The sequence below is a fragment of the Niabella aurantiaca DSM 17617 genome (genome assembly GCF_000374125.1).
Taxonomy (GTDB): Bacteria; Bacteroidota; Bacteroidia; order Chitinophagales; family Chitinophagaceae; genus Niabella; species Niabella aurantiaca.
The window spans coordinates 1-21,859 of record NZ_KB893638.1; the positions used below are offsets into that span (position 1 = coordinate 1).

Annotated in this window: 19 protein-coding genes and 1 tRNA gene; 7 read left to right on the top strand and 13 right to left on the bottom strand. The window is 48.4% G+C overall.

The window, feature by feature from the left end; all coding sequences use genetic code 11:
- On the top strand, positions 1–237 hold a 237-nt coding region (locus B160_RS29335; protein ID WP_018628477.1), incomplete at its 5' end, for a transposase.
- 221 nt (positions 238–458) lie between these two features.
- On the opposite strand, the gene B160_RS0115985 is transcribed toward B160_RS29335, so the two are convergent.
- Positions 459–1,094, bottom strand: coding sequence for an NUDIX hydrolase (locus B160_RS0115985; RefSeq protein ID WP_018628938.1), 636 nt, complete (start codon positions 1,092–1,094; stop codon positions 459–461).
- A 60-nt stretch (positions 1,095–1,154) separates the two neighbouring features.
- Here B160_RS0115985 and pyrE point away from each other — a divergent pair, with 60 nt between their 5' ends.
- Positions 1,155–1,787, top strand: coding sequence for an orotate phosphoribosyltransferase (gene pyrE / locus B160_RS0115990; RefSeq protein WP_018628939.1), 633 nt, complete (start codon positions 1,155–1,157; stop codon positions 1,785–1,787).
- On the opposite strand, the gene B160_RS0115995 is transcribed toward pyrE, so the two are convergent.
- From B160_RS0115995 to B160_RS0116030, 7 genes are all read right to left on the bottom strand, one after another.
- The gene (locus B160_RS0115995) at positions 1,784–2,248 is read right to left on the bottom strand and encodes an LEA/WHy family protein (protein WP_018628940.1); all 465 of its coding nucleotides are present in this window, start codon (positions 2,246–2,248) and stop codon (positions 1,784–1,786) included. The two genes, pyrE and B160_RS0115995, sit on opposite strands and share 4 nt — an antisense overlap.
- Positions 2,249–2,658: 410 nt before the next feature.
- Positions 2,659–3,786 (bottom strand): glycosyltransferase family 4 protein, encoded by a 1,128-nt coding sequence (locus tag B160_RS0116000; RefSeq protein ID WP_018628941.1) that lies wholly within the window; start codon positions 3,784–3,786, stop codon positions 2,659–2,661.
- Complete coding sequence (locus B160_RS0116005; RefSeq protein ID WP_018628942.1) at positions 3,786–4,901, bottom strand: glycosyltransferase; 1,116 nt, start codon at positions 4,899–4,901, stop codon at positions 3,786–3,788. The genes B160_RS0116000 and B160_RS0116005 overlap by 1 nt, the downstream gene beginning before the upstream one ends.
- 8 nt (positions 4,902–4,909) lie before the next feature.
- Positions 4,910–5,971: a UDP-N-acetyl glucosamine 2-epimerase gene (locus B160_RS29340; RefSeq protein ID WP_018628943.1), complete on the bottom strand. Its 1,062-nt coding sequence runs from the start codon at positions 5,969–5,971 to the stop codon at positions 4,910–4,912.
- 452 nt (positions 5,972–6,423) lie between these two features.
- Complete coding sequence (locus tag B160_RS0116020; protein WP_018628945.1) at positions 6,424–9,069, bottom strand: TonB-dependent receptor; 2,646 nt, start codon at positions 9,067–9,069, stop codon at positions 6,424–6,426.
- A gap of 95 nt (positions 9,070–9,164) precedes the next feature.
- Positions 9,165–9,722 (bottom strand): hypothetical protein, encoded by a 558-nt coding sequence (locus B160_RS0116025; protein ID WP_018628946.1) that lies wholly within the window; start codon positions 9,720–9,722, stop codon positions 9,165–9,167.
- 69 nt (positions 9,723–9,791) lie between these two features.
- A tRNA-His gene (locus tag B160_RS0116030) sits at positions 9,792–9,865 on the bottom strand.
- Positions 9,866–10,068: 203 nt separating this feature from the next.
- On the opposite strand from B160_RS0116030, the gene B160_RS0116035 reads away from it, so the two are divergent.
- Positions 10,069–12,210 carry a carboxy terminal-processing peptidase gene (locus B160_RS0116035; protein WP_018628947.1) on the top strand — a complete coding sequence of 714 codons (2,142 nt, stop codon included), beginning with the start codon at positions 10,069–10,071 and terminating at the stop codon, positions 12,208–12,210.
- Positions 12,211–12,335: 125 nt separating this feature from the next.
- Here the strand turns inward: B160_RS0116035 and B160_RS0116040 are convergent, their stop codons facing one another.
- From B160_RS0116040 to B160_RS0116050, 3 genes are read right to left on the bottom strand one after another with little or no spacing between them, the layout of a single operon-like run.
- Positions 12,336–13,220: a sugar phosphate isomerase/epimerase family protein gene (locus B160_RS0116040; protein ID WP_018628948.1), complete on the bottom strand. Its 885-nt coding sequence runs from the start codon at positions 13,218–13,220 to the stop codon at positions 12,336–12,338.
- A 23-nt stretch (positions 13,221–13,243) separates the two neighbouring features.
- Positions 13,244–14,137 carry a hydroxypyruvate isomerase family protein gene (locus B160_RS0116045; protein WP_018628949.1) on the bottom strand — a complete coding sequence of 298 codons (894 nt, stop codon included), beginning with the start codon at positions 14,135–14,137 and terminating at the stop codon, positions 13,244–13,246.
- A complete protein-coding gene (locus tag B160_RS0116050) occupies positions 14,134–15,372 on the bottom strand; it encodes a nucleoside permease (protein WP_018628950.1) in 1,239 nt (412 codons plus the stop codon). The genes B160_RS0116045 and B160_RS0116050 overlap by 4 nt, the downstream gene beginning before the upstream one ends.
- Before the next feature lie 264 nt (positions 15,373–15,636).
- Here B160_RS0116050 and B160_RS0116055 point away from each other — a divergent pair, with 264 nt between their 5' ends.
- From B160_RS0116055 to B160_RS0116070, 4 genes are all read left to right on the top strand, one after another.
- Positions 15,637–16,692 carry a sugar phosphate isomerase/epimerase family protein gene (locus tag B160_RS0116055; protein WP_018628951.1) on the top strand — a complete coding sequence of 352 codons (1,056 nt, stop codon included), beginning with the start codon at positions 15,637–15,639 and terminating at the stop codon, positions 16,690–16,692.
- Between the two features lie 35 nt (positions 16,693–16,727).
- Complete coding sequence (locus B160_RS0116060) at positions 16,728–17,129, top strand: c-type cytochrome (protein WP_018628952.1); 402 nt, start codon at positions 16,728–16,730, stop codon at positions 17,127–17,129.
- Between the two features lie 18 nt (positions 17,130–17,147).
- The gene (locus B160_RS0116065) at positions 17,148–17,882 is read left to right on the top strand and encodes a 3-keto-disaccharide hydrolase (protein ID WP_018628953.1); all 735 of its coding nucleotides are present in this window, start codon (positions 17,148–17,150) and stop codon (positions 17,880–17,882) included.
- 69 nt (positions 17,883–17,951) lie between these two features.
- Complete coding sequence (locus B160_RS0116070) at positions 17,952–20,240, top strand: beta-galactosidase (protein WP_169540089.1); 2,289 nt, start codon at positions 17,952–17,954, stop codon at positions 20,238–20,240.
- A gap of 261 nt (positions 20,241–20,501) precedes the next feature.
- Here the strand turns inward: B160_RS0116070 and B160_RS0116075 are convergent, their stop codons facing one another.
- A complete protein-coding gene (locus tag B160_RS0116075; RefSeq protein ID WP_018628955.1) occupies positions 20,502–21,014 on the bottom strand; it encodes a hypothetical protein in 513 nt (170 codons plus the stop codon).
- Positions 21,015–21,076: 62 nt separating this feature from the next.
- Positions 21,077–21,814 carry a Bax inhibitor-1/YccA family protein gene (locus B160_RS0116080; RefSeq protein WP_018628956.1) on the bottom strand — a complete coding sequence of 246 codons (738 nt, stop codon included), beginning with the start codon at positions 21,812–21,814 and terminating at the stop codon, positions 21,077–21,079.
- Positions 21,815–21,859 lie beyond the last annotated feature (45 nt).

Sequence of the window (21,859 nt, forward strand, 5' to 3'; positions counted from 1 at the left end):
AATATGAAAAATAAACTATTGACCATCAAAGAAAAGTTTATGTTGAAGCGAAGAGCTTTGATAGAAACAGTGATTGATTTACTAAAGGACTTTCAGGATTTGTGGCACACCCGGCATCGTAGTGTGGACAATGGATTTAATAACATGCTTGCCTGCCTGGCCGCATATAACTTCAGAGATATCAAACCTACCTTCAAAGCGCATAAACGAAACTTTTGGATCGCTATTGCTGCCTAAATCTTGTCGAACTCACGTTAAAATAAATAACTTTTTCATACTGACCTCCTTTGTTTTTTTGATGAATGTTGTTCTGATATAAAGACGGGGCCCTTAAAAAAAAGTCGGTAAGGTGGTCGTTAATAAATTACTAAGGTTTTAAAACAGCAGGAGGGGCCGGCGAAGCGGCAGTTCTATGCAGCACCGGTTGCGAAAAAGCTTCTAAGACGAACGGCTTCTGTTTATTGCGATTGCTGTTGCTCCCAGGCTTCAAGGACATCTACGATCGATGGATAAGCAAGAGGCTTGTAGGCCGAAAGCAGGGACGGATCCACCCATTTTATAGCCGTGATGTCTTCTTCGGTTTGGGGCACCAGTTCTTCGCCGGAACTTCCGTGCATTAAAAACCAATGCGATTCTTTGAGGATATGGTGCGTCCCATGTTCATAGGTATGATAAGTGACCAGTAGCGGCGCTTTCAGCCCGATCCGGATCAGCCCCGTTTCTTCTGTAACTTCTCTTACCGCGCAGGCTTCAAGGGTTTCACCGGCGTCCAGTTTCCCTTTTGGAAGGTCCCAGAAGCCCCGCCGGTGGATCAGGAGTATTTCGTTCTGCTCGTTTACTATCAGGCCGCCGCCGGCCTGTATGCGTTCAAATTTTTTGAAGAACGCCTTTTTGAGCTGATCAAGGTCGGGGTGCATAAAGATCCCGGTTTTGATGTCGGGACGCGTCAGCTCCCGCAGCATGGTCTTTACCGAATGTGTGTCCAGCTCGTCGATCAGGACCGTTTCGGGATGGTGCAGCAGTTCGCGGAGTTTTTCGTCCGGCTGATCGCAGAGATACAGGGTTTTATCGTGGATATGTATTTTAATTTGCATAGAATTTCAGTTTTATAAAAAGATGCACTTAATTTCGCAGCCTAAATTTAGGGAGCTATTATGAACGATGCAAAAGTAGTTGCAGAAAAGTTACTGCAGGTAAATGCGGTTAAACTGAGGCCGGAAGAGCCTTTTACCTGGGCCAGCGGCTGGAAGAGCCCGATCTATTGCGATAACCGGAGCGTTCTTTCTTTTCCGTTTGTGCGTGATTTTATCAAGAGTGAGCTCTGCAATGTTCTGTTTGAACAGTTTAGCGATGCCGATTGTATTGCAGGTGTGGCTACCGGGGCCATTGCCTGGGGGGCCCTGGCCGCAGATCAGCTGAAGCTGCCCTTTATTTATGTACGTCCCAAGCCCAAGGAGCACGGATTGGGCAACCAGGTGGAAGGCTTGTTTGAAAAGGGCCAGAAAGTGGCGGTGGTGGAAGACCTGGTAAGCACCGGGAAAAGCAGCCTGCTGGCAGTGGATGCGCTGGAGGCTGCGGGCCTGAACATTATGGGGATGGTGTCTATTTTTACCTACGATTTTTCGGTGGCTCAGGCCGCTTTTTCTGCACGGGACATCAAATATCACCCGCTTACAAGCTATCCTGTACTGCTGGAGCTGGCGCAGGAAAAAGGACTGATCAAGGAAGCGGATGCCGCTTTGCTCCTGAAGTGGCGGGAAGACCCGGCCCACTGGCAGGGAATTTAAAATTTAAACTGACCTAACAGGTCGCTGGATGCCTTTTTCCCGCTGTAACGCAGCGGGAAGTTTTTTATAATGGAGCCTTTGCTTAACCGGGCATTGCCATCCAGTTTGATGTTCACAGAGTCCCTGGTGATCAGGCTGAGGGAATTGGCCAGCAGGTCCTTCATGTTTACTTTTAAACGGACGGGCACCGAAAAGTCGCTGCGGGCAGGAATCTTTACGTTTTCGTTAAGCAGGAAGTCGCCAATATAAATATCCTGTATCCAGGCTTTGCCCCCCGCATTGTTGAGCATAGCGCCCAGCTTATTCGGATTATTAAAAACGAGGTTCATTTCCATGGTCGTTTCGTTCATCCCGATCTTGCCCATTTTTACATTTTCTACCCCCACAAATTTTATATCCTGGTATCGCATACAGGAGGGGAGGAGAAAGGCCAGGAGAATAATTACAAAAAACGGCTTCATTCAAATTATATTACTGTGTAAATAAACGGCAATTTAAAGGCTTTTGGAAGAGCAGCGAAAAATGGATTGTTAAAAGCAAAAAAGTTTCACAAGATCATAAAATATCCTTCCTTAGTCAAGCTAATTTATTTAGTATTCCCTTTCACTTTAGCATTCAGCGAGGCGCTAACACTATTATCAAAGCATTTTTAGCATAAAAAATTGATTATTAATACTTAATATTATTTATATCGTTTTTTAAATGATGATAAATGACCCGGTTTTGGCATTAAAATGCCAATATGCAAACTTGTTTGAATGCGAAAATGTAAAAATACCTATTCTGTTGATATAAATATTATTATAAAGTTTACATGCTATTTTTTATTGAGTAAAGAACGAGTTAGAAAAAAATATTATATTTTTTGGGGTCACCAGAAGCGTTGGATCAGCTGGCGGGTGTTGCGGTCATTATTGAACGGCTTTTCTACCAGTGTTTTCCGGAGCCGGATCTCTTCATCCTCAAATGGTTTGTAATAAAGCTGGGATATGATCGAGGCAATGGCGTTGGAATTGCTTCCGATATGACAGGCGGTTTCAAGCCCTGTTCCGGACACCATTGCCGGAGTGGCTACACAATGCCGTCCGGAGAACAGGGCGTGTAAAAGTTTGAGGCGGATGCCGGTAATATTTTTATTGAAGCAGGGCAATACGTTGATATGTGCCTTTTGTACCAGGTCGTTGATCTCGGACTCGCTGGGATTGCTAATGAGGCAGGTATGCTGACAAAGGGAAGCGGCTTTTTGCAGGGGCCGGCCCGGGTCTTTTCCGGCAATGATAAACGGAACCCGCACCTTATTAAAAACCTTGCTGAGCAGCCAGAGTGCCGCTTCTTCATTTTCCGGTACCGAAAGATTGCCGTGAAAAAGGCAGTGGGTGCCCATGCCTTCAAGACTGTCCACTTCCTGCCAGGACGGAAATGTAGGCAGCAGGAATGCATTTTCAAAACCCTGCTGTTCAAAAAAAACAGTGTCTGCTTCTGAAACGCAGGCCAGCAAAAGATCCTTCGGAAGCGTAGGCACATACTTTTTTATGAGCCGGCTTTCGGCTGTATAATAGAGCTTTTTAAAAAGGTCTGAAGAGGCCCGGGCCAGCTCTTTGTAGTAGACCTCTTCATTATTGTGCATGCGTACACAAACCACCCGGTCTTTCTGCTCAATAAAGGGCAGGATGCCGGTACAATGCAGCCCCTCCAGCAAAACAGGATGCCGGTCTTTATTAAGCCGGAGCTTCAGTTCTTCGTTAACCCTTGAAGAAACGATATAGGGGAGCGACAGGTTCAGGCATTCCGTTTTTTTTCTGCGTTCATAAACGTTTACCGATTCGCAAAAGATATGGAGCTCCCTGGGAACTCCCCGTTCATTATAGCTGAAATAGTGCAGGTGTACCTTTACTCCGAGCCGATGAAAGGACCGGATGCGGTTCATCATATCGATCACACCTCCATAATCCGCCGGCCAGGGCACATCCAAACAAACAATATGTAGGTGCTGCTGCATTACAAATAGGGTTCGTAAATTTTTATCAGTACTTCCTGCTCCCGGTTCCAGTTTAATTCCTTCCCTGCGGTTACTGCATTTTCTCTTGCTTTCCGCACGCGTTCCGGGTCGCTCAAAAAGCCGGCTACTTCAGCGGCCATCTCTTTGGGAATACGACTATTTAAACAAAATCCGGCTCCGTATTGTTCAATAACCTTTTTAACCTCCGGCAAAGGGGTGGCTGCTACCGGAATACCAGCTAATATATAATCAAAAAGTTTATTTGGCAGGCTTACCAGGAAGTTTTCATCAGTAAAGCCATCCAGGGAAAAGCCGAGGTCTGCATGGGGCGTATAATTTTTTAATTCGCCCGGCGGCAGTCTATGGATCATTTCCACACGGTCTTCAAGATCCCATTCGCCGCGCTTTTGCTTCAGCTGTTCCCAAAGCAATCCTCCGCCAATATAAACCAGGTGATAGTCTGCCGGCAAATGGCACATCATTTCCAGCAGTTCTGGTCCGCCGCGCCCTTGGTTGATGCCCATGCCCTGCATCAGGAGCACTTTTTTACCGGTCCAGGATAGGGGGCGCTGGATAGCAGAAGGAGGCGGGGGTACAGGAAGGTTGCGTACCACCGAAATGGGAGTGCCATAAGCTTCCTGGTATTTTGCCTTTACCGCCTCGCTTACCGTATAAACAACCGGAAGCCGGGGGAAAATAAAATCTTCGATGCGTTTCCAGAATCGTTTTTTTGCCGGTGAGGCTGCCAGTTCCGGTACACCGGTAAAATACTCATGGGTATCATAAAAAAGGAATTTTTTCCTCCATTTGGAGATCAGGTAATTGGGCGCCAGGGTGTCGAGATCATTCGCCAGTAAATAATCCGTTTTGCAAAACAACAATCTTAAGAACAGGCGCAGATTAAATTCGGCGTATTGCGCGATCCCTTTTTTAAAATAGCACCGCATTCTTGTGGCGTGGAAGGAGTAGGGCTCCAGGGGTAGACTATTGCCAAAGGCCCGGCCGATCAGGAAGACGTCGAAGCCCATCTCCTGGAGGGTGGTGCAGATCCGGATCACGCGCTGATCGGTGGTGATCTCGGATATCACGGATACGGTAATGCGCCTTTTGTCCATACCGGAAATTACAGAGAATCTGTTAAATGATCACAAACGTTCTGTGCGGCATTCCCATAACCAAATACGGCCGTTTCATAATCGGGAGTGAGCTGAGGCAACCGGGAAAAGGAGCTCAGAATGGCCGCGGCATCCGGGGAGCAGCTCAAACCGGCCCCGGACCGGATGATCTCCGGCCATACCGGGTGCTCCATAATGATCAGTGACCGCTTTGCCGCAAAATAAGCTTCGCGGCTTACGCCGCCACTGTCTGTAATGACAAAATCCGCCCGTTTTATAAATGCCTTCATTTCGGGGTAACCAAGCGGGGCAACGATCCGGAACAAAACAGCGGCGCCGGTTTCGGCGATCTTTTTCTGCGTATGCGGATGCAGGGGTACCACCACCGGGATCTGGCGGTGAATGTCGTTGAGCGCGGCAATGATCGCTTCCAGGTTTTCCCGGATCAATATATTTTCAGCCCGGTGTATGGTACAGCCGATATAGGATGTTTCCTTTATCCGGAAAGTTTCCTTTCCGGGTATTTTCAGGTAAGCATCCAGCATCAGGTCACCGGTAAAAACGGGTGTGGAGCGGATCGCGGTGCCAAACCCTTCTGCTCTTAGTGTTTGCAGATTGTTTGGCGTACAGCAATAATGTGTAGTTGAAAGCCGGTCCGCAACCAGCCGGTTTATTTCTTCAGGGGTCTTCAAACTACCCGTCCGTACGCCGGCCTCAAAGTGATGCAACGGCTGACCGGTCCTGGCCGCGGCGATGGCCGCGGCATAAGTTGTATTGGTATCTCCGTATATGATAACAGCGCTGGCTTTTGCACCGGCAAGGTATTGTTGCAGCTGCCGGATGGCGGTCGCGGTAAAAAGGTCCGGATCACTATTGTCGATGCGCAGCTGGATATCGGGATCGGGGAGTGCCAGCTCATTAAAAAAGACCCCGCTCATTTCATGGCTGCTGTGCTGGCCCGTATGCAGGATCACCTGACGGGCGATCCCTCTTTCCGCAATAGCTTTGTATAAAACTGCCAGCTTGATGAACTGTGGCCGGTTACCGACGATGTGAATGATTTGCTTCAAGAAACAAATATAAACAAACCCCTTCGGGGAATGTAAAATATTGAATGGAAAATGCAAAAGTAAAGGTCCCGTTCCGGTTCCAAGATCTTTCCCCGGAATGGAAGCGGGGCAATGCTTATCATCAATCGCTACTGATCAATTGCCAATAGAGCAGCCGGAAGGAAACGGGAATACAACGTTGAGCTTTGAACTTTAAATGCTGAACATAAGCATAGTAGCCATTCGCTTTCAGCGATGAGTTTTCAGCATTGGCTACCGGTCGTCAACGGGATCTGCTCCGGAACTTAAACAGGATACCAGCCCGGGTCCTGGCATTTGATTAAAATGTGAAATAATGGGTGAAAAAAAGAAAGAAATGTAAACGTAAAGATCCTTTTGCTGGCCGGGAACACCGGCCCAAATGAAATCTTACTGCTACATTTCTTATTCTACATTTAATACCATAGGTTTTCTTACTGTCCGCCCATTCCCTGCATGCCGCCCTGTATGCTTTCCTGCTCACCTCTCATATTCTTCCGCTTGAACAGTGAGGCATCGAATTTTCCGAAGCGGTAGGCAAAATTCAGTCGGAAGAACTGCTGGTCGCGGGTACGCACCTGGTGCTGGTTAAAGAAACCGGAGTTGGTGTACACATCGCTTTTCCGGGTTCTGAGGAGGTCGTTCACGCTCAGGGTAACGGAAGCGGCCTTCCCCTTCAGGAACTCATATTTTAAAGCGGCATCTATTCCGTAGTTGGGCATCGTATAGCCCTGGGCATTGCCGCTCACAGTGCCCCGCATAAATCCGCGGCCGCCGCCGGAGTTGCCGCTGCTCCCGCCGGGCGCCAGTACGGTCTTGGAATTGTAATCACCGGACAATTGCAGGGTAAAATTCGCGGGCAGTTTAAAATCATTGTTGATCTTTCCAAACCAGCTGTAGATCTGGTCAGCCGTCGGGATCGCCGGGTCGTCGATATTTATTTTTGACGTATAGATATTGATGTTGCTGGTAAGATCCCACCAGGGCGTAATCTTGTTCTTACCCACAGCTTCAAAGCCTCCTACAAAACTTGAATTGGCGTTAATGAAGGTGCTTACCAGTACGGGTTTGTGACTTATGGGATGGGTATCCGGCAGCTGGTACCGGGTGATAAGACCGGAAGTATGTTTGTAATATACCGAAAGGATCAGGTTATTGCCCTGGTTGAAATTGTTTGAATAGGACAGCTCAAAAGAGTTGGTGAACTCCGGTTTCAGATCAGGGTTACCGCGGTTGAGATCGAGTGAATCCGAATAGTCGATAAACGGGAACAGCTGGAAGAATCCCGGGCGGTTGATGCGCCGGCTGTAGTTCAGCTGGAGATCCTGTTTGTCGTTCAGCTTCTGGCTCAGGAACACACTTGGGAAAAGACTGACGGGATACTTGATGTTAAAATGATTGTTTGTTTGAGCGAAGTCACCCGAAGGATTTTGTTCGGTAGAAAGAACATTGCCGTCATAATTGGAGCTTTCTACCCGGAGGCCTAACTGGTAGCCGAATTTTTCCCCTATTTTACTGGAGAAGTTGCCATAGGCCGCCCATACCTGGTCTTTATAATCGAACCGGGAAGAAAGAAGGGGTTGCAGGAGCAGCGAGCCATCCGCCTGCAGGTAAAACATATCGTTAACACTGAACACTTTTGTCTGGTTCACACGCACACCGGCTTCCAGTTTGGAGTTATCCGACAACGGGTTGGTATAATCTGCCTGGGCGGTGATCCGTTCATTGTTACCATTGCCCTGCTGCTCCTGATTGAAGCTGCTTGTTTGCGCTCCGGAGGCATTGTTAAAAATACGGTTGCCCACGGCGGTGGTATTGTCGTTCTTACTTTTATGATAGTTAAAATCGGCTGTCAGCTGATGCCCGTTCTTTGGAAAGTTGTGCACATAGCCCAGACTACCGCCCATGCTGCGGAAGCTAAAAGAGCCATCGGATTGTCTTAAGGTTTTTGAATGGGCCGTGTTCCCGCCGGCAAGCGTATCTACAAACAGGTCGCTGCCTGTATTGTTCTGAAATTTACCTTTTACGCCCATACCGGAAATGGTAAGGGTATTGCGATTGTCCAGGAAATAATCAAAACCGGCCCTGCCAAACATAAACGTTCCTTCCCCCGTATTGTGGTCCGTCTGAAGCAGATGGGTGGTTGTGTCGTTGAAAAAGGTGGTCCGTTCCGTAGTGCCTCCGGAGATGGACTTACGCTGCCCGTAATTGGCATTGGCAAATACGTTGAACTTGCCCTGGCGGATATTGATATTGCCGCCAAAATTGGTTTTCCCGCGCTGGTCAATGCCCGCCCGCACATTGCCGCTGTAACCAACCCGTTTTGTTTTCTTTAGAACGATATTAAGAATACCGGCGGTTCCCCCGGATGCATCATATTTGGCCGAGGGGTTTGTAATGACCTCAACGCTTTCGATCTGGTCCGACGGGATCTGGTCCAGTGTAAGGGTAGTAGGCCGCCCGTCCACAAAGATCTGCGGGCTGCTGTTGCGGATGCTGATATTGCCATCAATATCTACGTTTACCGATGGGATGTTCTTTAAAAGATCCGTGGCGGTGCCGCCGGCGGCCATAAGGTTGTTTTCCACATTATACACCTTACGGTCGATGCCCAGACTCACCGATGGTTTGGAACCAACAACGGTAACCCCGGAGAGCGTCTGGTTATCGATTCCCAATCTGATATTACCAAGGTCTTTATCCAGGTTGCCCAGCAGGGCAGCCATATTGCGGTTGCCCTGTTTCATCCGGGAAGGGTCGATAAAGGAGAAAGGCTTTTTATAGGCCCTGTAGCCGATCCCGGTAATTTCCAGCTGGTACCGACCCATTGCAGGAATGCCCTCTAACCGGAACTCACCGTTGGCCTTCGTGAGCATTCCGGAAATAACGGTTGTGGTGTTTTTCCCGGAAACAGAATCTTTTTTTACCTGTACCAGCTGTATGGACGCGGCATCAATCCCTTTTCCGCTGACGGAATCGATCACCTTTCCGTAAAGACTTCCTGTAGGCATCTGGCCATTCTGCGCATAAATTCCAATCGATAATAAGAGTGCCAGCCCCAGGAATAATTGTTTTTTCATCAGAAATTATATTTTAGTGCGTTAGACGTGCAATTCATTGAATTCTTGTACCGGGGCTAAAAATTTTGACGGGTACGCCCTGTGGTACGGGATGGTTAACGGATAAAATAAAAGAGGACCAGGTTTATCAGGCCAATGATCAGTCCGTACAGGAGGCCGGCATTGCGGTATTGCCGGAGTTTTACCGCAATATCATCTTTTACCATTGCCGATAGTGGATGCCGCTTTAACTGGCTGGTTACGATCTGTTCAGGGTGGAGTTCATTTTTCAGATTTGCCGTGATCTGCAGCATCACCTGCGGAAAGAGGAGCTTTAACTGATCAATGAATACTTCCCTGATCTTATCAGTGGTCTTGTTACCGATGAACATACCCAGCATCGGGATCTCTTCTTTGAGTTTTACATTCAGAAAATCGTCGATATGTTTTTCAATGGACGGCATGGCCTTTTCTATAAGCCCGGGATCGCTGATCTTTTGTTCGATGTTAAAGGACTGCTCCATAAGTGCTCCGGCCCAGCGGCCTGCCCTTTCCGCCAGCGGCCCATCCTGGCGGGGAAGATACCGGTTCAGAAAGTAGTTGCCGGCGATAAAATGGATCAGCCAGCAGGTAAGGGCCGAAACGGGAAGTACAAGAAATACCCAATAGGACATGAAAACGATTTTTGCGATGAGGCGCTTACAAAAAAACCCCGAATCATTATTCAGGGTTTCTAAGATCCGGGTGGCTAACCGGGCTCGAACCGGCGACCCTCAGAACCACAATCTGATGCTCTAACCAACTGAGCTACAACCACCATTTACAGGGCTGCAAATGTAAATAAAAAATAAATACAAACCATAGGAAATTATTTATTTTGACATCAAATCTAAGAGCTGCCTTCGTTTTAACGGGAAATTTTACCTATATATTGTCTTAAAAAAGATCCGGAAATACGTAAGTCATCGTTTTAAGCATTATTTTTGGGGAATGCGTGGTTTGTTAAAGTATATATTGAATATGAAAAGATTGCCTTTTATTCTGTTGATTATATTATTGGTCGGATCCTTTTTTGCATTTAAATCGTCCGTTGCCCGTACCCCTCCGGGGAAGTACGAGCAGATCATGGGTCTGATGGGGCAGATCCTCGCCCAGGGGCATTTCAGCCCGCAGAATATTGATGATGATTTTTCAAAAAAGGTCTTTGATAAATTTATGGGAGATCTTGATTTCGAGAAGAATGTTTTTTTGAAATCGGATTATGATTCGTTGGCGGCGCTCTATGGCAACCGTATCGATGATGAAATGAAAGGAGCTCCCGTGGAAAGCTTTCTGGCGATATCTTCTGTTTTTGACAGAAGGATCCGGGAAACATCCGGGTGGAGCCGGGCGATCCTGACAAAGCCGTTCGATTATACCGTTAATGAATCAATTACGCTGGATTTTGACAAGCTCAGCTATCCGGCCGATAACAACGAGCGCAGGGACCGCTGGAGGAAGAAGCTGAAATACCTGGCGCTGGAAAAATACGTGGACCTCGTGGATGAGCGGAAAGACAACAAACATCAGAAAGGCTATGTAATAAAAAAGGACGCCGAGCTGGAGAAGCAGGCGCGCAGCAGGACCGATACGGTGATCGGCAGGCTGTTTGAGCGCTATAGGGCCAAATATACGGACGACGACAAGTTTGATATGTTTATGAATGCCATTGCCAATACAATGGATCCGCATACCAGTTTTATGGCGCCGATCGACAGACGGTATTTTGATGAAGAGATGAGCGGTGTTTTCTTTGGCATCGGCGCAGCGCTTCAGCAGGTGGATGGCAAGATCAAAATAGCGTCCATCAATGCCGGGAGTCCCGCAGAAAAGTCCGGTCAGTTACAGGGCGGCGACATCATAACCAAGGTGGCCCAGGGAGACGGCCCTGCAGAAGACCTGATGGGCTATAACGTACAGGATGCGGTGAAGCTGATCCGGGGCAAGGAAGGGACGATCGTAAAACTCACCGTCCGGAAAACGGATGGCACTGTAAAAGTGGTAGCGATCAAAAGGGCAAAGATCGAAAATGACTTCGACACTTATGCCCGGAGCGCCATCATCAATGACCCGGTGAAACATACAAAAGTGGGGATCATTTACCTGCCGGAATTCTACGCTGCTTTTGACGATCCCAATGGCCGCAGGAGCTATCTGGATGTGGCAAAGGAAGTACAGAAGCTGAAAGAAGCAAAAGTGAACGGGATCATCATTGACCTGCGGTATAACGGGGGCGGATCCCTGTATGATGTGGTACAGATGGTAGGACTGTTTGTAGGCAAAGGACCCGTAGTCCAGGTAAAAGGCCGCATCAGCAAGGCCGAAGTGCTGGATGTAAAAGATGAATCGGTGCTTTACGATGGCCCGCTGGCCGTAATGGTGAACGAATTCAGCGCTTCTGCTTCTGAAATATTTGCGGCAGCCATACAGGACTATGGCAGGGGAGTGATCATCGGCAGTACTTCCACATTCGGCAAGGGCACGGTACAGCGTAATTTTGGATTGGATACTGAAGAGGGGATCACCACCGGCGGTGAATCGGACCTGGGAACCGTAAAGCTGACATTACAGAAGTTTTACCGGGTAAGCGGCGGCTCTACCCAGCTGAAGGGAGTGGAATCAGATATTGTACTGCCCAGCTATATGGATCTGCTGAAGCTGCGGGAAAAAGATAACAAGGATGCCCTGCCTTATGATGAGATCGCAAAGGCAGCATATGTTCCCTGGAAGAATTCGTGGAATCTGAGTGAAATAAAGGACCTGAGTGGCCAGCGGCTGAAGGCGGACAGCTCTTTCAAGATCATTAGAGCCAATAGCCAGTGGCTGGTGCGGGAGAACAATGAAAGCTCGCTCAATATTGACCGTTACCGCGAGGAGCGGAAGGCGATCAAAGCAAAATCGGATCAGATGAACGCAGCCCAGAAGCTGAAAAATAAAATGGATGTGACCCTGCTGCCGTCGGAAACCAGTAAATTTTCGGGGGATAAGAACAAAGAAGAACGGGCCAAGCAATGGCTGAAAGGGTTGAGTGAAGATATTTATTTGAACCAGGCAGCCTATGTTGTGGATGATATGATCCACATCGACCGGCTGGCAAAAAATGCAGCCGCCGTTCCGCGATAGGTATAAAAGAAGGCCCTGTCGAATCAAAAAAATCAACCCAGGTATTTGATGACAGTGCCTTTTTGAATGATAAAAAAAACCGGTTGAAAGACCGGTTTTTTAAGGTATAGGTGATTTGGTTTACGCTAAAACACAAGCTTGTTCAAATAAGCGGCTCCCTCTTTCACACATTCGATCGGCGCTTTTTCGTAAGCTTCCTGTTCCAGGATATAGTGTTGCATGCCTTCTTTCCGGGCAGCTGCAAGGATCGTTTTGAAATCGATGGAACCTGTACCCACGATAACGCTGAGGTTCGGTTCGCCTTTTTGCGGCACTGCACCTTTTTTGCGGTCTTTTACATGGCAGAGTTTAAACCGTCCATTGTATTTCTTCAGCCAGGGCAGCGGATCCTGACCTGCCGTTACCACCCAGTAAATATCCATTTCATAATCTACAAGGCTGTTATCGGTATGCTGCATAAAGATGTCCTGTGGATACTGGCCCTCCTGCAGGCGGAAGCTGTAATCGTGGTTGTGATAGCCAAAGCGGATGCCGTTCTTCTTGCAGGTCTCACCGGCCTTATTAAATTCTTCCGCCAGCTTCTTATAATCATCCAGTGTTTTTTGTGGTCCCACATACGGGCAGATGAGGTAGCTCATGCCGATCTCTGCCGCTTCGGCGGCTTTGCGCTCAAAGTCCGTTTTGTAATCGCAGTGGCTGCTTACGATCTTCATGCCCAGGCTGTCCATATATTCTTTAAACCCTTTGTGTCCCAGGCCCCAAAACATGCCCTGGGCCCCTTCGTAGCTTTCTATTTCTTTATAACCAAAATCAGCAAGCTGTTTCAGAATACCCTTTGGGTCTTTGGGAAGATCGTCTCTAAGACTGTATAGCTGTATGCCCAGGCTGGCGATGCTCCCCGCGGCTTTTGCTTCGGGAGAAGTTCCACATCCTGCATTCAGCGTTGACCCCAGCATCAAGCCCAGAGCAGCGCCACCGGATCGTTTCAGAAACTCTTTTCTATTATACATAATTTATACGTTTTAGCGGATCCTTAAACATCACATACAGAAATGGCATCTTTTAAAGCCTGTTTGCGGTCATCATCGGTTTTGCCTGTAGGGATGAATTCCTGTGCCACATATCCTTTAAAACCGGTAGCCACGATTGCCTTCATAATGGCCGGATAGTTCAGCTCCTGGAGTTCGTTCAGCTCGTGCCTGCCCGGAACCCCTGCTGTGTGATAGTGGGCAAAATATGGATGGTGCGCCCGGATATTGGCGATCACATTTCCTTCGTCTACCTGCATGTGATAAATATCGTAAAGCAGTTTGAAGTTTTCAGACCCCAGGCGTTTACATAACTCAACGCCCCAGGCACTGTGGTCGCACATATAATCATGATGATCTACCTTGCTGTTCAGCAGTTCCATTACCAGGGTCACCTTTTGCTTTTCAGCAATCGGCAGGATCTTTTGCAATCCTGCAACACAGTGCTTCAGCCCCGTTTCATCGTCCATGCCGCGGCGGTTACCGCTAAAACAGATCAGGTTTTGATAGCCGGCCTTTGCCACATAGCCGATATGTTCTGTATAGTTCTTAATAAGCGTGCTGTGAAAATTGGGCTCATTCCATCCGTCAACCAGGTTGATCTCTGCCCCGTTGCACATACTGGAGTAAATGCCGTGCTGTTTCAGCACAGCCCAGTCTTTGGGACCCACCAGGTCAATGGCCGCAAATCCCAATTCCTTAACCGTAGTGCAAAGCTGCTCCAATGAAAGATTTCCATAGGTCCACCGGCACACACTGTGATTGATATTCCCGTTTAAACTCATCCTTTTTTTGTTGTCTGTTAAAACTGCGCTCCAGCTTTTCATACCTCCGGCCAGGGCTGTGGCCAGGGTAATGGTTTTGATGGCTGCTCTTCTTGAGACCTTCCGAATGCTCATGATTGCGGCAGTTCCTGCGCTGCTTTTGATTTGTCACGGAACGCAAGTACAAACAGGATCATGACTACCGCTGCGATACCTGCGGGAACCAGCCATACCATTTTCCAGTCGGGTGTACCGGCCGCCGTTTTATAGTGTTCGGAAATAAAGCCGGCCACCCAAAAACCGATCAGCATACCCACGCCGTACGTGGCCAGTGTGATCAGCCCTTGTGCGGAGCTTTTATAGCGTTCGCCCGCTTTGGCATCGGTATAGATCTGGCCGGAGACAAAGAAAAAATCATAACAAACCCCGTGCAGCACGATACCCGTGATCAGCATAAAGGCCAGCTCACCGGAATTTCCATATGCAAAGAGGAGGTACCGGATCACCCATGCCAGCATGCCCACCAGGATGGTATTTTTAAACCCGAAGCGTTTAAAGAACACCGGCAGCAGCAGGATGAACAACGCTTCAGACACCTGGCCGAAAGCCATTTTTCCGGTTGCATTTTCAAGCCCGATGCCCGTCAGGAACGGGTTCGCGTTCTGATAATAGAATGCCAGGGGAATGCAAATGGCAATGGAAGCAATAAAGAAGATCAGGAAATTCGGATCTTTCAGCAGCTTCAGCGCATCCAGCCCCAGGATCTGCGAAACGCTGGAACTTCCTTCTGCTTTCTTAGGCGGGGTTTTGGGAAGCGTAAAGCTGAACAGTCCCAGTACACCGGCAGCAATGGAAGCCATGAGGAAGGTGTTCCGTAATGTACCATTGGCTGCATTGTTTTGCACCTCGTCCCATTTAAGCCAGCTGATCAGCATACCGGCGAGGATCCATCCGATGGTTCCGAATACCCGGATATTGGAAAACTGCTTTTCCGGGTTGCTCATCTGACGGAAGGAAACGGAATTGACCAGCGCAAGCGTGGGCATATACAGGATCATATAACCTAAAGTATAAGGATAGAAGACGCTTACATCTTCTGATTTATACATCATATACATCAGAACGGCGCCGGCAAGGTGCAGCAATCCAAGGATCCTTTCGGCATTAAAGAAACGGTCTGCGATCAAACCGATAATAAAAGGAGCAATGATGGCCCCGTAAGACTGCGTGGAAAATACTTTTGCAATATCCAATCCGTCTGCTTTCAGATTTGTTCCCAGGTAGGTACCCAGGGTTACAAACCAGGCTCCCCAGATGAAAAATTCCAGGAACATCATAAAGGATAGTTGGAACTTAATGGCTGACTTCATACCAATGCTTTCGTTATTTAATTTAGGATTTAAAAAAATTCAGATGCTAAATGTACTATTTTTTCATTCTTGAAAATAATTAAAAAGATTTTTTTTCGTTGGTCAAAAATATAGGGTTCCCCGTAAACGATTTTGAAAAGAATACCGTTCATACAAAAGAAGCCGGGGAAAGTGTCTGGAATACACGAAAATCTGAAATGATTCGTTGAAAGTTTTGTACATTTAGCCGGTATATTGCTTCACTAAAAGATAAATAACGATAATATGACTACGCTGAAAGGTCCGGGTATTTTTCTGGCACAGTTTGCCGGTGATCAGGCCCCGTTCAACAACCTGCAGTCCATTTGCACCTGGGCGGCATCGCTGGGGTTTAAGGGGGTACAGATCCCTACCAATAACGACCAGTTCATCGACCTGCAGAAAGCAGCCGAAAGCAAAACGTATGCGGACGAGATCAAAGGCATCGTGCAGGAATGTGGTATGGAGATCACCGAGCTCTCCACCCATTTGCAGGGGCAGCTGGTGGCCGTGCATCCCGCCTATGATCTGCTGTTCGATTCCTTTGCCCCCGACGCGGTACGGAACAACTCCAGGGCCCGTACAGAATGGGCGATACAGCAAATGAAATACGGAGCCAAAGCTTCCCAGAACCTGGGATTGAATGCGCATGCAACATTTAGCGGTTCCCTATTATGGCATACCTTCCATCCCTGGCCGCAACGGCCGGCGGGATTGGTGGAAGAAGGATTTACAGAGCTGGCCCGGCGATGGACACCTATATTGAATGCGTTTGATGAATGCGGAGTGGATGTTTGTTATGAGATCCATCCCGGCGAAGACCTGTTTGATGGTGATACCTATGAAATGTTCCTGGGAAAAGTACAGAATCACCCGAGGGCCTGCCTGCTTTATGACCCCTCACATTTTGTGTTGCAATGCCTCGACTATATCGAATACATTGATATTTTTCACGAACGCATCAAAGCCTTCCACGTAAAAGATTCGGAGTTTAATCCCACCGGGAAGAAGGGCGCTTTTGGCGGATACCAACCCTGGCTGAAAAGAGCCGGACGCTACCGGAGCCCGGGCGATGGCCAGGTGGATTTCAAAACTATTTTTTCCAAGCTGGCAGAATACGATTTTAAAGGATGGGCGGTAATGGAATGGGAATGCTGCCTGAAGCACCCGGAAGACGGAGCAAGGGAAGGAGCACAGTTCATTAAAGACCACATCATCCGGGTTACCGAAAAAGCGTTTGACGATTTTGCGGCTACGGTGAAAGATGATGCATTAAATAAGAAAATTTTAGGGATCAATTAATATCTTTATAAAAAAAACAAACAAATAGACAGATCATGAAGAAGATTATTTTATCTGCGGTTGTATTGGCAACGATAGCCGTTGCTTGTGGCGGAGGAGAAGAAAAGAAGACGGAAGGCGCGGGGCCGGAAGCCAAACCCACCGAAAAAACTTCCGACGTATCAGCGAATCCCGACTACCAGGCCGGGCTGGCATTGGTTGGCCAGTACCAGTGTATCACCTGCCATAAGATCGATGAAAAGCTGACCGGGCCTGCCTACAGGGATGTAGCCAACAAATATGCAGGTGCTGATGATGCCACCATCACCAAACTGGCGCAGAAAGTTATTTCCGGCGGAAGCGGCGTTTGGGGAGAAGTACCCATGACTCCGCACCCGAATGTGTCTGAAGCCGATGCAAAAACCATGGTGAAATATGTTTTGCTGTTAAAAAAATAACCCCATTAAACCTGAATTATGACAAAGATCCTTTTGATGGCTGTCGCCCTGGGCCTTACGGCTTATTCCTGCTCCGGTCAGAAACACGGACAAACGGGGGAAACCCCTGCGAACACGCTCAGCAAAAAAGAAAAAGCAGCCGGGTGGAAGCTGCTCTTCAATGGTTCGTCGACCACCGGCTGGCACACTTATGGTACCGCTGCTGCAGGAACTGCCTGGCAGGCCACAGACGGCACCCTGCACCTTGATGGTGATGCCAAATCCGGAAGGGGCGACCTGATCAGCGATGAAGAATATAGCAACTTCGAGTTGCAGCTCGACTGGAAGATTTCTCAAAAAGGGAATAGCGGTATTTGTCTGTATGTGATCGACAACAAAGACAAATACAAATACATGTGGTACACAGGGCTTGAAATGCAGATCCTGGACAATGATGGTCACCCGGACGGAAAGATCACCAAACACCGCGCCGGAGACCTGTATGATCTTATAAAAAGCAGCAGCGAGCCGGTAAAGGCCGTAGGAGACTGGAACCATGTAGCCATCAAGAGCCTGAATGGCAAGCTGGATTTTTATCTGAATGGTGTTCATATCGTTGACACTCATCTCTGGGACGATAACTGGCGTACGCTGGTGGCCGGAAGCAAGTTTAAGAATCTTCCGGATTTTACCGCTTTCAAATCCGGCCATATCGGTTTGCAGGACCACGGCAATACCGTTTGGTTCCGCAACATCAAAGTAAGAAGACTCTAATTTCATCTTTACGCATCCATGTACTGCTACAGAAGATTCAGCTGTTGCCTGATTCTTGTGCTTGCCCTTTTGTTCTTTTATAAAGGGGCAACAGCACAAAATGCACCGGCAACCTTTACCATTGGCGATACCAGTTTTTTGCTCAACAACCAGCCGTTTGTGATCCGGTGCGGGGAAATGCATTATACCCGCATGCCCAGGGCCTACTGGCAGCATCGGCTGCGGATGGCAAAGGCGATGGGGTTAAATACGGTATGTGCTTATCTTTTTTGGAACTATACAGAGCGGGAGCCCGGTAAGTTCGATTGGACAGGGCAGGCCGATGCCGCTGCGTTTTGCCGTATGGCACAGCAGGAGGGCCTGTATGTGATCCTGCGCCCGGGGCCTTATTCCTGTGCGGAATGGGAGTTTGGCGGATTCCCCTGGTGGCTGCTGAAAGACAAGAGCATGCGCGTGCGTACGCAGCATCCGTACTATCTGGAAGCATCCAGGCGTTACCTGCTGGAAGTAGGAAAGCAACTGGCGCCCCTCCAGATCAGCAAAGGGGGCAATATCCTGATGGTACAGGTGGAAAATGAATATGGCAGCTTTGGATCCGATAAAGCCTATATCGGACAGATCCGCGATTACCTTAAAGAGGCAGGCTTCACTGTTCCGTTTTTTACCTGCGACGGACCGGTACAATTAAAAAATGATATACGGCCGGATATCTTTGCGGCGGTTAATTTTGGCGGCAATCCCGAAAGTGGCTTTAAAGCATTAAGAGCAGTACAGACGCATGGTCCGCTGATGTGTGCAGAATATTACCCGGGTTGGTTCGACAGCTGGGGGCGGGCGCACCATACCGGCTCCAGCCAGCGGGTGATCGATGAGCTGAAATGGATGCTGGATCATCATGCTTCCTTCAGCATTTATATGGCACATGGCGGTACCACGTTTGGCACTTACAGTGGCGCCAATGCGCCGCCTTACCTGCCGCAAACCAGCAGCTATGATTATGATGCTCCGATAAATGAAGCGGGCAATGCCACGCCCAAATTCTATGCCATCCGTACGCTGCTTGGCAAATACCTGCAGCCCGGCGAAACGCTTCCCGATGTGCCCCGGGCCACAGAAGTGCAGGCAGTGCCCGTCATCCGTTTTACTGCAGCCGCTTCCTTGTGGAGCAATCTGCCGCCCGCTGTTGTTTCAGATACCGCTATGCTGATGGAAGATCTCAACCAGGGCTATGGTGCCGTGCTTTATGAAACCATGCTGCCGGCAGGAGGCGCGTCGGTCCTTCGCTTTGAAGATGTGCACGACTATGCGCTTGTGTACATCAATAAAAAACAGGCGGGGATCATTGACCGGAGGAAAGGGCATTTTACGGTGGATATTCCCGCACGGACAAAGGCGGCCCCGTTACAGATCCTGGTAGAAGCAACCGGGCGTATAAACTATGGCCACCTGATGCACGACCGTAAAGGCATTCACGGAAAAGTACTCCTGGATGATGGCAAAACAACAAAAGAACTGAAACACTGGAAAAATCATCCCATCTCATTGGGCGACCAGACGATCCCGGTAAAATATGCACCGCTTTCGAAAACACAGCTTCCAGGCACCGGTTTCTATAAGGCCGTGTTTGAGGTACAGGATCTGAAGGACACCTACCTGGATATGCGGAGCTGGAACAAAGGGCTGGTGTGGGTCAATGGCATCTGCCTGGGTCGTTACTGGAACATTGGTCCAACGCAAACCATGTATCTGCCGGGCTGCTGGCTGAAAAAAGGAACGAACGAAGTAGTGGTCTTCGATCTGTTGGGTACTTCCAGCCCGGAGCTCCGGGGGTTAAGCAAACCCATTCTGGACTCTGTTACCGAACAACGTGCCCAGGGCCATAAGACCGCAGCGCAAAAATGGCTGATCCCGCCTTCCCGGGCTTACCATACCGGTACTTTTGACAACAGCAAGGAATGGCAAACAGCATCCTTTAAACCCGTAACGGCAACGTATTTCTGTCTTGAAGCCTTAAACGAGTTTCAACACCAGCCCTATGCTTCGGCGGCAGAGCTGATCCTGCTTACGGAAGATGGAAAAGAAATTCCGCGCAGTGCCTGGAAGGTGGTGTATGCCGACAGTGAAGAGCTGGAAGGCGACGATGGGAATGCAGCCAATCTTTTTGACCTGCAGTTCACCAGTATCTGGCACACGGAGTGGCAGGCCAAAAGCCCAAAACATCCGCACCGCGTGGTCATCAGCCTTGGAAAGGCCTATAAGATCGGCGGGTTAAAATTGCTGCCCCGGCAGGACAATCCCAATGGGCGGATCAAAGATTACCGGCTGTATTTTTCGGTAACGCCGTTCAAAGGCCTGTAAGAATCGGGTGAACAGCGATCAATTTGAAGATTTAAAAATGTGTCAATAGCCCGTTAGTAGCATACCGGGTATGAGATGGATTTAACGTTAAACAGGGAACAATTTGAAATTCGCGAATGTGGGAATGTGAAAGAAATGTGGAAATGAAGATCCGGAGCTTTCGGAAGAAAACCCAACGTCGGGCATAAAACCTCAAACCAGAAATCTGTTCGTATCATTCGGAAGCGAAGCGCGGATCTAATGTTAAACCTGGAACAGCGATTATTTTTTCCTCAGGACCTTTAATGCCCGGCTGCGGACACCGGGAGGAGCGTTGGGAAGAACAAATGTTACGGCTGTCTTTAACTCCGGCAATATCTCCGGGTAATCGTCGGTCATACGGGAAAGGATACCGATGGCAAAAGCCCGGGAAGCGATGGTCTCTTCCGGGTCTTCCAGTATCCGGAAACAGCTGTCCATAACCGGCCCATGAAATTTTTTGGGTATTCCCGGCCCCTGATCCATCAAACGCAGGATATTTCTTTTTACGGCCGGTGGCTGGGCGGGGTTGTTTAACAAGGCGATGATCTTTTTATAGTGCGGGGTGATCAATTCCGGATGGCGGATCACACAATAGCTCATTGGCCAGGCGGCCCTTTGCACCACCCGTGGCTCATTGTTTAAAAAAAGGGTAAACAGCTGGTCAAACCGTTTTTGATCGGCCCCGATCCACTGAACGATCTGCTCCACATCTTCTTTCCGGATGGCTGTCGACAGCAATACAGGCAGGTTCATGACATCATAGTTTCAATGAAAAAAGCCGGGGTTACCGGCTTTCAAAAAATAATCTCCTAATATCAGTTCCTCCTGCCAAACAAACGCAGCAGCATCAGGAACAGGTTGATGAAATCGAGGTAAAGGCTTAAAGCCCCCATAATGGCCAGCTTCTTTACATCACCTGCAATTACGTTTCCTTCCTGGTCGATCCCTTCACCGATCCTTTTTAATTTCTGAACGTCGTACGCGGTTAACCCGGTAAATACGATCACCCCGATAAAGCTGATGATATAGCTCATGGAATCGCTTTTCAGGAACCAGTTTACAATAGAGGCAATGATGATCCCGATCAGACCCATCATCATGATCCGTCCCATAGAAGTAAGGTCCTGCTTGGTCGTATAGCCCATTACGGCCATTACGCCAAACATCAGGGCCGCTGTAAGGAAGCAGCCAAACACCGAAGTGCTGGTATATGCCAGTAAGATAAAGCTAAAGCTGACCCCGTTTATAGCGGAGTAAACCAGCAGCAATGCCATTAGAACAGGTGCGGAGAGCCGGTTGAATGCAAAAGACATTAAGAGCACAAAGCCCAATGGTGCAAACATGATGGCATAGAACAACAATTTATTAGATGCGATCGGGTATAGAAATTGTTCCGCATTGGCTGCAAAAAAATAAGCCAATACTGCGGTGATGCCCAGGGCAACAAACATAAGCGTAAATACATTGGCCATGAAGGAGCGGGATTTTGAACCTACGGCCTCATTCCCTGAAAAAATACTTTCGGGCGTGTTTCTCGAATAATTGTCTTCCATTTTCTATAAAATTTAAATGTGAAAATAAGTCAAAAACATTAGGTT